The sequence below is a fragment of the Marinobacter sp. CA1 genome (genome assembly GCF_020546665.1).
In the GTDB taxonomy this organism is placed as follows: Bacteria; Pseudomonadota; Gammaproteobacteria; order Pseudomonadales; family Oleiphilaceae; genus Marinobacter; species Marinobacter xestospongiae.
In genome coordinates, this window is record NZ_CP071785.1 from 306923 (window position 1) to 320234 (window position 13312).

11 protein-coding genes are annotated in these 13312 nt (G+C 62.4%); 3 read left to right on the plus strand and 8 right to left on the minus strand.

Annotation, left to right across the window (positions count from 1 at the left end; all coding sequences use genetic code 11):
- Positions 1–5 precede the first annotated feature (5 nt).
- Positions 6–239: a DUF2789 domain-containing protein gene (locus tag J2887_RS01350; protein WP_227173604.1), complete on the minus strand. Its 234-nt coding sequence runs from the start codon at positions 237–239 to the stop codon at positions 6–8.
- Between the two features lie 280 nt (positions 240–519).
- Here J2887_RS01350 and J2887_RS01355 point away from each other — a divergent pair, with 280 nt between their 5' ends.
- On the plus strand, positions 520–3261 hold the full coding sequence (locus tag J2887_RS01355; RefSeq protein ID WP_227173606.1) for a transporter substrate-binding domain-containing protein: 2742 nt from the start codon (positions 520–522) through the stop codon (positions 3259–3261).
- 29 nt (positions 3262–3290) lie between these two features.
- On the opposite strand, the gene J2887_RS01360 is transcribed toward J2887_RS01355, so the two are convergent.
- Positions 3291–3656: a hypothetical protein gene (locus J2887_RS01360; RefSeq protein ID WP_227173608.1), complete on the minus strand. Its 366-nt coding sequence runs from the start codon at positions 3654–3656 to the stop codon at positions 3291–3293.
- Positions 3657–3862: 206 nt separating this feature from the next.
- On the opposite strand from J2887_RS01360, the gene J2887_RS01365 reads away from it, so the two are divergent.
- Positions 3863–4537 (plus strand): hypothetical protein, encoded by a 675-nt coding sequence (locus tag J2887_RS01365; RefSeq protein WP_227173610.1) that lies wholly within the window; start codon positions 3863–3865, stop codon positions 4535–4537.
- Positions 4538–4573: 36 nt separating this feature from the next.
- Entirely contained in the window at positions 4574–6832 is a 2259-nt protein-coding gene (locus J2887_RS01370; protein WP_227173612.1) for a patatin-like phospholipase family protein, read from the plus strand.
- Positions 6833–6859: 27 nt separating this feature from the next.
- Here the strand turns inward: J2887_RS01370 and J2887_RS01375 are convergent, their stop codons facing one another.
- The 6 genes from J2887_RS01375 to J2887_RS01400 form a co-directional block, all read right to left on the minus strand.
- Positions 6860–7291 (minus strand): hypothetical protein, encoded by a 432-nt coding sequence (locus tag J2887_RS01375; RefSeq protein ID WP_227173613.1) that lies wholly within the window; start codon positions 7289–7291, stop codon positions 6860–6862.
- Positions 7281–8012 carry a GntR family transcriptional regulator gene (locus tag J2887_RS01380; RefSeq protein ID WP_227173615.1) on the minus strand — a complete coding sequence of 244 codons (732 nt, stop codon included), beginning with the start codon at positions 8010–8012 and terminating at the stop codon, positions 7281–7283. Before J2887_RS01380 ends, J2887_RS01375 begins: the two co-directional genes overlap by 11 nt.
- Before the next feature lie 30 nt (positions 8013–8042).
- Complete coding sequence (gene cls / locus J2887_RS01385; RefSeq protein WP_227173617.1) at positions 8043–9470, minus strand: cardiolipin synthase; 1428 nt, start codon at positions 9468–9470, stop codon at positions 8043–8045.
- Entirely contained in the window at positions 9470–10519 is a 1050-nt protein-coding gene (locus J2887_RS01390) for an AraC family transcriptional regulator (protein ID WP_227173618.1), read from the minus strand. Before J2887_RS01390 ends, cls begins: the two co-directional genes overlap by 1 nt.
- Positions 10520–11018: 499 nt before the next feature.
- Positions 11019–11981 carry an integron integrase gene (locus tag J2887_RS01395; protein ID WP_227173620.1) on the minus strand — a complete coding sequence of 321 codons (963 nt, stop codon included), beginning with the start codon at positions 11979–11981 and terminating at the stop codon, positions 11019–11021.
- A gap of 35 nt (positions 11982–12016) precedes the next feature.
- Positions 12017–13246 (minus strand): ISL3 family transposase, encoded by a 1230-nt coding sequence (locus J2887_RS01400; RefSeq protein WP_227173622.1) that lies wholly within the window; start codon positions 13244–13246, stop codon positions 12017–12019.
- Positions 13247–13312: the final 66 nt, after the last annotated feature.

Here is a 13312-nt window from a genome sequence, read left to right on the forward strand (position 1 = left end):
GCACCTCAGTGCCGCAGCATGGCGTCCAGTTCGTCGATGACTTCCGCCCAGTCCGAGTCATCCGCCAGGCCCTCGGCAAGGAAGTGCGCCTGGCCCTCGTTCCAGAACGGCGCCTTGGCCAGCGTGGTGTCCTGGCGCAGCGGCGCGTGACGGCGGACAAACTGCTCAATGCTGGCTTGATCCGCGGGCAGGCCGAGTTGCTCAAACAGGGTGGTCAGGGTGTGTTTGCTGGTGTCCATTGGGGTCCTCGTCAATCCGTGTTGCGGCAAGTCGAAGCGGGCCAGTGGCTCGCGGGCACCCCTGAACAGGGCACCTCTGACTAAATCTAGCGGATGGACTGGTGTCCTGTCAGGTTATTTCGATAATCTGCCCTCAGGTGTCTGGCGGTGCCTGAAATGGCACTCATAGATGGTGTATTAAACGCGTAGCGGCACCCCAGGTTGCCGATGAAGAGGTTTCAGTGAAGGGTTTTCGGTGAGCGGGTTGTTGGGTCGTTGGTTGCGTTGTTGTGCGTGGTGGTTGTTGGTTCTGTCTCTGCCGTTGGCCGCGGAACCGCCGCTGGAATCCCCGCCACCGGTGCTGGGCATTGAAGACCTGAGCTGGCTGCAGCAGCAGACCGGCTTCACCGTCGGTGTCCGCAGTGATCAGGTGCCGCTGGCGTTCCGTGCCGGTGGCACCGGCATGGCCGGCACCTACATCGATTACCTCAACCGCATCGCCAGCAAGCTCGACAAGCCCCTGGAGCAGACCGGGGCGCCAGCGGCGGAACTGGATCAGTTGCTGGCCACCGGCCAGATTGATGCCCTGGTCACCACCCTGCCGCCGGGCAAGCAGCCGCCGGAGGGCCGGGTGGTGACGCCACCGCTGATGAGCCTGACCTACGGCCTGTTTGTTGACGCGGGTGATCCCAGCATCCGCCAGCTGGCGGATCTGGAGCGCCGACGCATCGCGCTGATCGACGACGATGCCAACCAGTTCCTGATGCTCGACCCGGTGGAGAATTTCCAGCCGGTGCCGGTGGCCAACGTCAGCGAGGCGGTCAGCAAGGTGCTGTCGGGCCAGGCCGATGCTTTCGTCGGCCCGGTGCCGGTGGTGTCGGATTACCTGCAGTCGGCGATGATCAATGGCATCGGGCTGGCGGTGCTGCTGGACAGCCAGCCGGTGGACGTGGTGCTGGAGGTGATGGCCAACCGGCCGCAGCTGCATCGGGTACTCAACCGGGCGGTGGAGTCCATTTCCCACAACGAACACCGCTCCATCCGCCAGGCCTGGCTGCCCTTCTCGGTGCCGGAAGCCGGCGAGCAGGTGGCGGTGGCGCTGACCGAGAGCGAGCAGGGCTGGCTCAAACGCAATCCCAACCTGCGGGTGGCGTATCGCACGCTGTGGCCACCGTTCGAGTTTCTGGAGGACGGCAAGGTCCGCGGCCTGGTGCCGGATCTGGTCACCCGCCTGGAGAGCCAGCTCGGCATCACCATGGCCCGCAGCCAGTTGACCGACCTGGCGGACGCCGAGGCCAAGCTGCGCAGTGGCGAGATCGACATCCTGCCGGCGTTGTCCCTCACTCCCCAGCGTGAAGGTGAGTTCCTGTTCAGCCGACCCTACCTGACCCTGCCGATTGCGCTGGTGATCCGCGACGATGGCCGTTTTATCGGCGATCTGCGTGAGCTGCGCCAGGAGCGGGTGGGTGTCGTGGGTGGTCAGGCCGGCCACGATTACCTGCTGATCAATCACCCGGATCTGGACCTGTATCCCATGGAGACTGTGGAGGAGGGCCTGCTGGCGCTGTCCAATGGCGACCTGGATGTGATGGTCACGCAGATTCCCGCGGTCAGCTACACCGTGGCCCGGCTGGGGCTGTCCAACCTGCGCATCACCAGCATTACCCCCTATCAGTACGAACTGCGGTTTGCCGTAAACCGGGACCGGCCGGAGCTGTTGCGCATCATCAACAAGGCCTTGGGTAGCCTGACCCCGGAGGAAACCGAAGCGATCTACAACCGCTGGATTCACCTCGACATCAAGCAGGAGACCGATTACACCGCGGTGCGGCGGGTGATCCTGATCGCGCTGGTGGTGGTGATGATCTTCCTGTACTGGAACCGCAAGCTGTCGCGGGAGGTGGACGAACGAATCCGCTCGGAGGAGGCGCTGCGACGCAGCGAGGACGAACTGCGGGCGGCCAAGCTGGAAGCCGAACGGCTGGCCAACGAGGCCGAGGGTGCCAACCGCGCCAAGAGTGAGTTCCTGGCCAATATGTCTCACGAAATCCGCACCCCGATGAATGCGGTGATCGGCTACAGCGACCTGCTCGACAAGTGCGTGACCGAACCTCAGCAACGCAGTTATCTGGAGGCGATCCGGGCCGGCAGCCGCAGCCTGCTGATGCTGATCAACGACATTCTCGATCTGTCCCGGATCGAGGCGGGCAAGATGCGGCTGGAGTACGCGCCGCTGACCGTGCGGCGGCTGCTGGACGACGTCCGCCACATCTTCGATCTGCGGGCCCAGGAGCAGGGCATTGCCCTGGACGTGTCCGTGGACAGCGATACCCCGGCGGTGATGCTGCTGGACGAGACTCGGTTGCGCCAGGTGTTATTCAATCTGGTGGGTAATGCCATCAAATTCACCCACGAGGGTGAGGTGACGGTACAGGCCCGGGCCAGTGACTCGCTGGAAGCGAAGGGCCCAGACGGGGCCCAGTTCTGCTGCCTGGTGCTGACCGTGACCGATTCCGGCATCGGCATCGCCGAGGATCAGCTGGAGCGGATCTTCGATGCCTTCGAGCAGCAGGAGGGCCAGAGCAGCCGCAAGTACGGCGGTACCGGACTGGGCCTGGCCATCAGCCGCAAGCTGGTGCACATGATGGGCGGAGAGCTGTCGGTGGAAAGTGAGCAGGGGCGTGGCTCCACCTTCACCGTGACCCTGCGCAATGTGGAGGTTGTGGAGCAGGCCGCAGAGGTGGATGAATCCGCCCAGGAAGTTGAACACCCGCTGGTGGAAACCCTCAACATGCAGGAGCGCGGCTGGCTGCGCAATCAGCTGGCGGACGATTTCGGGGATGAGTGGCAGTCGGTGCGGGAAAGTGGCGATCCGGAGCAGATGCGCTACTTTGCCAGCCGGGTGCTGTCCTGGGGCCAGCGCTTCCGCTCCCGCACCGTGACGCTCTATGCCGAACGACTGCTGGCGGATATCGATGCCTTCAACCTGGACGCCATCAACAGCGCGCTGGACGGGTTTCCGAAACTGCTGGGTGAGGACTGATCGCCGTCACGACCACTGCTCCTGACGGCTTACAGGCAGTCGTACTGGCTGTTGCGATCGAACGCCACGGATACCATGTCGTAGCCGTCGTCTGAAAGGGTGCGAATCAGTTCCCGGTCCTTCAGCAGGGTCATACAGACCTTGTGGACACTGGCCTGTAACTGGGCGTCTTCCGGAGGGGCCGGGAAGCGGAAGTCGACAATCAGGTACTTGCGGTCCACGGCCGCAGTTACCGGAATGTCCATTCGTTCGACGCTGTCGTAACCGATGTAGGTGGCTTCCCCGCCGGGAAACAGGTCCGACATCAGTACATCGATGTTCTCGGCTTGGGCCTGGGAGGCGGTGGCGACTCCCGAAGCCATCAGCAGGGCACAGAGCTTGGCGATCCTGGTCATAATGATCTGTCCGTACGCAGTGTAACGATCCGCAAAATTGCGTTACAAAGATTGTTACAGATCGTGAGCAACCTTGCCTGTCTCCTACCCCTACTTTTTTCAATTGTTTGCAGTTGGCACACAATGCCCGGGCCGGTGTTGGCGCTTCCGACCGCGTCGGCGATCAACTATGATGGGGAAAAACCGGTGTAAGGAGAGCCCGTTAGATGTTCCAGCTGATCTTCAAGGGAGAGTGTGCCCCGGGTACTGACCTGGCCACTGCCCGTAACAACGCCCGCAGCCTGTTCAAGGCGTCCCTGGACCAGGTGGACAAGATGTTCAGTGGCCAACGGGTGGTGATCCGCAACAAGCTGGATGAGGCCCAGGCAGAGAAGTACCGCGCGGTGCTCGCCAAACACGGCATGGTCGCCCATGTGGAGCCGATGGCGGCAGCGGCGCCATCGCCCCAGCCGGCCTCTCAGTCCGTCTCACCCCAGCCTGCGGCACAGCCCGCCTCACCACCGACAAGCTCACCACAGCCAGGCTCTGCCCAGACAAGCCCGCCGCCGGCGGACTCTGCTCCCGTGTCGAAACCGGCCGAGCCTGCCGCCTCCGGCGGGGAGGGCGTCAAGGTCGAGCCCGGGGATCGTTTGCCGGTGGCTGGCGACAAGGTGGACGACATCCTTGCCAGCAGTGGCCTGACCCTGGACCCGGTCGGCGTCGACCTGGCCGAGGTGGACGAGGTGGAACCGCCGATGTTCGAACACCTGGACGAGTGGACGATCGCGCCGGCAGGCAGTGACCTGGCGGAAAAGAGAGACACACCGCCGCCGGTGGTGCCAGACACCTCCCATCTGTCGATCGACAAGGGCCCGTCGGACGATGACCGCAAGGATCATTGAGCCGAACAACGCTGAGCCGAGGAACAACCGCCGCCCGTGCCCATCTTCCTGATTCCGCTGCTGTGCCTGGCGTTCTGGTGCGTTTATCCCCAGACCGCGGGCGCGGCTGATTCCGCCGAAAACAGGGCGGCTGTCGCTGCGCCGTCTGACTGGCAGAGCACGGAACGCCCCAAGGTGGGGTTGGTACTCAGTGGTGGCGGTGCCAAGGGGCTGGCCCATGTCGGCGTCCTGCGGGTGCTGGAAGAAATCCGGGTGCCGGTGGACTATATCGCTGGTACCAGTGCCGGCTCGGCGGTGGCGGCGATGTACGCCCTGGGTATGCCGGTGGATGAAATCGAGCAGCGTTTCATCGACATGAACTGGTTGTCGAGCTTTCGTGACAATCCGGGCCGTATCTACCGACCGGTACGCCGTACCCGTGAAGACTGGCGTTACCCGGTGGTGCCGGGCATTGGCGTCAGCGCAGACGGGGTGCACCTGGGACAGGGGCTGATCTCCGGTCAGAACCTCGGCTTCATCCTCAACGAACTGACCCGCGATGCCGCCCTGGTGCGGGATTTCGACCAGCTGGCGATTCCCTTCCGCGCCGTCGCCACGGATCTGGAAACCGGTGAGGAAGTGGTGCTGCGGGAGGGCAGTTTGGCGGATGCGGTACGGGCCTCCATGAGTATCCCCGGTGTCTATGCGCCGCTCACCCTCGATGGTCGGGTGCTGGTGGACGGTGGCGTCGCCAACAACATCCCGATCAGTGTGGTCCAGGACATGGGCGCCGATGTGGTGATCGCAGTGGACATCACCGATCCCCTGGCCAGTGGCGACCGCCTGCGGGAGGCGTTTTCGGTGGTGGGGCAGCTCACCACCATGCTGACCCGTGAAAACGCCGTGGAGCAGCTGGCGCGGCTGGGGGAGAAGGACGTCCTGATCCGCCCGGACCTGGAAGGAGTAACCTCAGCGGATTTCTACCAGGCCGCCAGGATCTTCGAAATTGGTGCCACCGCCGCCCGCCAAAAAGCCTCGGCGCTGCATGACCTGACGGTGGAGCCAGAGCAGTGGCAGGCCTACCAGACCCGGCGCGCCGAACGACCATTCCGGCCTGGTCCGGTGGTGGCCATCGAGATCAATCCCGAGTCCCGGCTGTCCGAAGAGTTCCTGCGTTCCCGTTTGCACCAGCAACTGGGCCAGCCGCTGGACGTGGCGCAGCTGGAACTGGACCTGAAGCACCTCTACGGCCTCGGCTACCACGAAACCATCAGCTACAACCTGCGCCCTGTCGAAGGGGGCGCCGCGCTGGAGCTACGGGCCCGGGAAAAAAGCTGGGGCCCCAATTACCTCAGTTTCGGGCTGGGGTTTGAGGACAACTTCCGCGATTACACCAATTTCAACGTCGCCGCCTCGTTGCGGATGACCGAGCTGAACCGCCTGGGTGGGGAATGGCAGACGGGTCTGCAACTGGGCACCGAACCCTACCTGCGTAGCGCCTGGTTCCAGCCTCTGGGGTTCGGTTCCAACCAGTTTGTCGAGGCGGCGGTCGAGTACGAAAAGGAGCGCTTCAACCTCTTCGACCCGTCTGGCGAGCGCTTTGCCGATGCCGATATCAGCCATCGCCAGCTGGAGCTCAGCCTCGGCACGGCGCTGTCCATCAATACCGAAGCTCGGCTGGGGCTGACTCGGGGTTACGCCAGCCCGGGGGAGTTCCTGCGTTACCTGGCGGAGCTGGACAACCACGTCCATCAGGGCGGCCTGGAGCTGGGACTGGTGCACGATTCCCTGGATGATCCGTTGCTGCCGTCCCGAGGCATGTTCTTTGGTGTGCGCGGGCACCTGGAGCGTCCGGGGCTCGGCTCCGAACGAAACAACGACCGCCTCAGCCTGATGGTGTCCGGGGCCATGCCCTGGCGGCAGTACCGTCTGTTGGGGTCGCTCTACCTCGACTCGGTGGTGCGGGGGCAGGCCGGCCTTGAGGATGTGGTGTTGCTGGGGGGCTTCCGCCGCCTTTCCGGCTACGGCTACGGTGAAGTCAACGGTCCCGATGCCGCGCTGGCGTCGGTGTCCGGTTACCGGGAATTCGGCGGGCCTTTCGTTCCCTTCTACGCCGGGCTTGGTTTTGAAACCGGCAATGCCTGGGAGCGGCTGCGGGATGCCCGTGGCAACGACCTGCGCCATTCCTGGAGCGCCTTTGCCGGTATCGATACCTTCCTTGGACCGGTGCAGGTCACCGGCGCCTACAACGATGAGAACCGCTGGTCGGTGTACCTCAACATCGGTTATTACCTCGGCCGCCTGTTCGAGCAGTAACGCCGTTCCGAAGTGATTTCAACCTCCTCAGTGCCCGGGCAGGGGCGCGACCAGGTACAGTCTGGCGCGCGGGCAGGGGCCATTCAGCGGCCGTTCCAGTAACGCCTTGAACTCATCCCCCGGCTGGCTGCCATCCGGCGCCGGGTGAAACAGCACATCGCCGCCCGGTACGAATTCCCAGGTCGCCAGCTCAGCATTGGCCATCGCGCTGCCCAGCGACAGCAGCGTGGCGATGCCCCGTACCTGACTCCAGGCGCAGCGGGGCTCGGGTTGGGGCACCGGTGCCGTCGCTTTGGGCGGCGGGCTGGGCGCCACCGGAGCCGACGGTGATGGTGTGGTCGACGGTTTGGGATCTGCGGTTGCTGGCGGCGGTTGCTGGCTGGGCGGCGTGGCGGCGCAGGCGGTCAGCAGCAGCGGCAACAGGCTGGTGGCCAGCCGCGGTGTCGGGTTAGCGGGCATGGCTGGGCTGGGTGTCGAGATAGCGGATGACCTTGTCGCACTGGTCGTCGGCGTAGCCCTGGATGATCCGACACAACTGCGCTTCATCACGCTGCCGGATGGCGGCGATGGAATTGCGCATGAAGCTCAGGTTGTCCGCCAGGCAATGGTCGCCGCCACCCTTGAAGGCAACGAAGGCGCAGCGTTTGGCCGACGGCCAGAGGTCGTCGATGGCGGAGACAATGAAGTAGTTGTCGGCGTAGGCCAGGGAGGCCTGGGTGTAGTGGATGCCAAGGTCGAGAAACCCCGGCAGATCGTTACTGACGCGGCAGTCTTCCATGCGCTGGTAGAGCGATTCCAGCCGGGCCATGTCGTCGGCCTGCCAGGCGCGGGCGAACTTGCGACCGGTGTGGCTCAGGTACAGCGCCATCACATCGTACAGGCTGCGGACGAAGAAGCTGTCGAGCCGGGTAACGAAGGTGCCGCGGCGGGGAACGTTCTGCACCAGATGGCGCCGTTCGGCCAGCCGCAATCCTTCCCGCAGCGAACCGTGGCTGACGTTCAGCTGCCGTGCCATGGTGGATTCAACGATGCGCTCACCGGACTGCAGCTGGCCAAAGGCCACCAGGTCTTCGAGGTGACGGGCCACCTGCTCGGTAAGGGACTCTTGCGGTTTGAACGGGGTCATGGTCTCCGGCATCGACGCTGACGGCTGGGAGCCGGGTGGTGAACTGGCGCTCATGGTCTCACATACCGGGACTCGAAGGAATGTCTACAACAACGGCGCCAGCAGGCGAACCGCACGGCAACTGATGCGAAACAGCAGCGAACGGTCGCGATAGTCGCGGGCGGTCATGAGCTGACACTGGGCCAGGTCCTCCGTCAGCATGGTGTCAACCGCGCGAACAAACGACGGTGCCGTGGTGAGGGCGGAGATCTCGAAGTTCAGTCGCATTGAGCGGTTGTCCAGGTTGGCGGTGCCGATGGCGGCGTAGCGATCATCCACCAGCACCACTTTCTGGTGCATGAACCCGGGCTGGTAGCGGTAGATGCCAATGCCGGCCTGGCTGGCCTGCACCAGGTAGGAATAGGCCGCCATGCGGATCAGCGGGTTGTCGGATTTCTCCGGAATCAGGATGCGGACATCCACCCCTCGCAGGGCCGCCAGTTGCAGGGCATTGATGACCTGGAAGTCCGGCACGAAATAGGGCGAGGCGATCCAGATCCGGGACTGGGCGTTGTTGATGCAGTTAAGGAAGAACAGGGTGCAGGTTTCGTGGGGGTCCGCCGGTCCGGTGGGCAGGATCAGCGCCTCCTGGTCGCCGGCCCGCAGGGGTTCCCAGTGCAACGTTGGGGTGTCGTCGCTGGCCCAGTTCCAGTCTTCCAGCCACGCCAGTTGCAGCCCCAGGGCCGCCGGGCCTTCCACGCGGCAGTGGGTATCGCGCCAGGGTTCCTGATCCATCGCGCAGCCAAGGTACTCGTCCCCCAGGTTGATGCCACCGACAAAGCCGACGGTGCCATCGCACACCAGCAGCTTGCGGTGATTGCGGAAGTTGATCTGGAACCGCCGGCGACGGATGTTGCCGTCCCCGAACGACGCCACGTTGGCACCGGCGGCACTCAGTTCCCGCAGGTACTTGCGGGGCAGCCAGACGCTGCCGATGTCGTCGTAGAGAAACCACACCTGCACCCCCTGCGCCAGTTTGCGCTTGAGGATGGTCTTGATGCGCTGACCGACGCGGTCGGAGCGGACTATGTAGAACTCCAGCAGAATGTAGTGGCGGGCGTCCTCCATCGCCTCGAACAGCGCCTCGAATGTGGCCTCGCCGTCTTTCAGCAGGGTGAACTGGTTGCCACCGGTGAAGGGCTGGCGAGCCAGCCGGCTGAGTACCTGCAGGTCCCGGCCGGCATCCCCCTGCTGCGGTGCAGAGATGGTCTCCGGGCCCTGTTCGAGGCGATTGAGCAGGGGCCGTAACGACTTGTCGCCAAGGCGACGGGCACGAACATAGCCGGAGAAGCGGTTGCGACCGAACAGCAGGAACAAAGGCACCGCCAGGTAAGGCAGCCCCAGCAGCCCCATGATCCAGGCAATCGCGCCCTGGGCGGTGCGGTAGGTAAGCAGAATCCGGTAGACACAGACCAGCGCCAGGGCGTACAGCAGGGCAACGGCCAGGGCGAGGAAGGACGGCAACTCGGGCATCAGGCGGATGGCTCCTGCTGGTGTTCGCTGCGGTACTGCGCCGGTGCCTGGCCGGTCCAGCGCTTGAACGCCCGGCTGAAGGCACTGAGCTCGGAGAAGCCCAGCAGGAACGCAATCTCGCCAAGGGCATACTGGTTGTCGGCGACGTAACGCAGGGCCTTGTCCTTGCGGACCTGCTCCACCAGATCGTGGAAGCTGATGCCTTCTTTCTTTAGTCGCCGGTACAGGGTCTGGCGGCTCATGTGGCACTGTCGGGCCAGGTTGTCGGCATTGACCTGGTTGGTGGAGAGCTGTTTCGAGATCAGCTGGCGGATCTTGCGGCTGAAGGACTTCTGGCTGCGCCAGCGGGCCAGCACTGTGTTGACCTGTTTCAGCACCGCCGAGTAGACGTAGGGGTTCCGCCGTGGAATAGGGCGGGCCAGGTGCTGGGCGTGGAAGGCCACCCGGGTCACCGGCTGGTCAAACCGCACCTCACCGCCAAAGAGCCCGCTGTATTCGTCGGCGTAGGCCGGGCGTGGATGGGCGAGCTCGGCCCACTCGGCACGAAAGCCGGGGTAGATAAAGTGGCGGGTACGGCTGATGGCGGCAGCCAGGGTCCGGTCCATGTCCAGGCGGCAGTAGTGATCGGGGCTGTCGGGTTGCCAGCTGAGAATGGTGAGGTCACCGCTCTGGGCCAGGCTGAGGGTGACGGATTCGTTGATCAGCCGGTGCAGGCGTACGTACTGGCCAACAGCGTCTCCGAGAGTGTCGCAGTTGAAGAACACATGGCCCACCAGGCCCATGGCGCCGGGATCGCCCCACTGGCCAATGTGCAGGCCGATGGCGGGGTCGTTGGTGATCGCCTCGGCAAAGCGCCAGAGCCGGTAGTGCTGCTCGGCATCGATGCGCTGGTCCGGCTGGGCCAGGCTCTCCAGGCTCTGGCCGAGCTGGTTTTCAATGGCTTCGCTGTCACACAGCTCATGCTGTAGCAGGTAGTTCACCACGGCCAGGGTGCTGGACGCCGCTACCTGGGGAATCGGGTTCTGCACCTCGGTTGTCGCCACCATCATGTCATCCGGAACGGTCGAAATGGGTTGCTGCCATGACCATCGACTGCGGCAAGATTGATACGAAATGTCAAGTTTCTGGGTCAGCCTGTCAAGGAGTTGTCACGACCATAACGATAGCATGGGAACTCCAGACAGAGGCACTGTGCCAAAATCAATGGAGGTGATTTGTATGGAACCGATTTTCGTACCGCACAACGAAACCGAACGGGAAAACTGCCGCGCACTGGCAGAGTACCTCAACAGCATTTTCTACTGCTGAAGGCATGGGTAAGAGTGTCGCCTGGCGTTGATGGGCGCCCGGTGACACGGTTTTTTCAGGTGAGATGTTTTATTGCATCCAGGGGCCGTGACCGGCCCCTTTTTTTTGTTCCATGTTTTTCCTCGCTCGCAACACCGCCCTGGAAGAGCCGTTCCCGGCGCCAAGAGAAGAACTTCTTCGAGACCCGGGGGATCGATTATCAGGCCGGGCTTGGCTGGGGATGTAAGTGCTTACTAGCGGCTAACCGAGCGGACTACGGACCCCGGATACACCTTTAGCCATAACGTGGGTGTAGATCTGCGTGGTCCGCACATCTTCATGGCCAAGCAACTCCTGCACCGTGCGGATGTCATAGCCAACCTCTAGCAGGTGGGTCGCGAAGCTGTGCCGGAAGGTGTGGCAGGAAGCCTTTTTAACGATGCCGGCCTCCCGAATGGCGCGTTTCACGGCCCGCTGTACGGAGTCTTTGCTGATGTGATGACGCCCGGTTCGCCCGGAGCGGGGATCGGTGGACAGCCGCTCGGAAGGAAAGACGTATTGCCAGGGCAGGCTAATTGCTGCCCCTGGGTATTTGCGGGCCAGTGCGTTTGGCATATATACCTCACCATGGCCCAACTCACGATCCATCCGGTGCATCAGCTGAGTCTTACGGCAAGCCGCCTTCAGTTCATCAACCAATGGCGATGGCAGCAGGGTTTGCCGGTCCTTGTCACCCTTGCCGGATCTCACCGTAATAGTTTCCCGGTTAAAGTCGATGTCTTTCACCCGCAGCCGAACGGCCTCCATCAAGCGAAGCCCGCTGCCATACATCAAACCCGCCATGGCATGGTACGGAGGCGCCAATTGGGCAATCACCCGCTGGGCTTCATCCTGGGAAAACACGCTGGGCAGGCGTTGGCTCTTCTTGGCGCGAACCGCATTACTGAAATCTCCCAGGGGTTGCTTTAACACCTCTCGGTACAGGAACACGATGGCGTTCAGCGCCTGATTCTGGGTACCAGCCGCGACATTACGTTCCACCGCCAGAAACGTCAGGAATCGCTGAATGTCTTGATTACCCAAATCCCGGGGATGCCGCAATTGATGAAAGCGGATAAAAAAGCGAATCCAGTAGAGGTAGGATTTCTCCGTACTCAGGCTGTAATGCTTGAGACGAATTGCGTGACGAACCTGCTCCAGCAGGCGAGGTGGTTTACTGTCCATAGTTCCTCCGACACTGTTTATCCATGGCTCTTCACTTATCCGTGTGGGTTAGGAGCCATAGGCAGTCCGCCATAGTGAAACAGTATCGCCCGCTTGAACCTTTCCTTGCTCCGGAATCCTCTGGATCGAACCTTTAAAGTTCTTATCTGTCCGTTGATGGCTTCCGCCAGTCCATTTGAGGCTCGAAATCGCATGGCGTTGAGAATGCCAAACAACTTGGTTTCGATCTGATTTGCCGCTGACGCCAAGGCCCGAACTTCTGTTAGCCGAGCCATCTGAACCCATTCCAGCCAAGCCGAACGAGCACCTTTGACACGATACCCCTGCCAGATGTCTCGAGCCTTTTCCTTGAGGTACCACACCAGGCCGGTGTCTTTGAGCGCATCCGACAAGTTCCGGATTTGCCGAACCTGCTGTCCCTCAAGGCTCTTGCGGTGACGTAACCAGGTATATCGGCTTCGGTGGATCTCCTGACGCATCGAACGATCCGCCCGCGCCATGTCAGCCTTGCGAGTGGCATCAAGCGTCCGGGTCAGCATCTGTGCAACATGAAAGTGATCGAAGGCAATCTTCCGGTGGGCTTTCTCGATATGGTCAAACGTGGCCTTCTGATAGGCCGGGCTCATGTCCATGGAGATCGAGATAATCGACTGTTTGCACGGCTCTTTCAGGCTTTCGTAAAAACGGCCAAGACTGTCTGAAGACCGGCCGTCTTCCACCGCGAGGACCTGCCCCTCGGCATTGGAAACGATCGTCACATAGTCGTGCCCCTTGCGGAATGCCGTCTCATCGACCGCCAGCCGAGTAGTATCCCGGTTGGGCGTATTGGCCAGCCCCCGACGCACCGCTCGATCCATGATGTTGTCGATGGCGGTCCAACTCAGACGCAACTGTTTGCTGACGGCAGAGATCGAAGCTGCCTTGAGCCAACTAATCACAAAGGCTTCAAACAGCAATGTGTACCGGCTGTTCTGTTCAGCCCAGGGTACGCTGATAGTCAGGCAACCATGCTCCGGACACTGTACTCGAGGGACTTGAGCAACCACTTGCGTCCGAAATTGGCAGGTATCGAGATGACGCCAACGACGCTCCCGTGAGTCGTAGCCCGGGCAGGTACGGGCACAGCGAGGGCAGACCAGTTTGGCGCTGCGGTCTAGATCGACCTGGACTACGACTTCTCCCTGGCTCTTATCAAGCTCGACGCCTGAGACAAACCAGGGCGAGGAGAGCCCAAGAATCTGTTGGTAAAGGGTGCATTGATCCAACGGTAGTCACCATCCGTCGCGTTAATCGGATGGGATAACAGTGACCAAAAACGATAGGAAAATAAA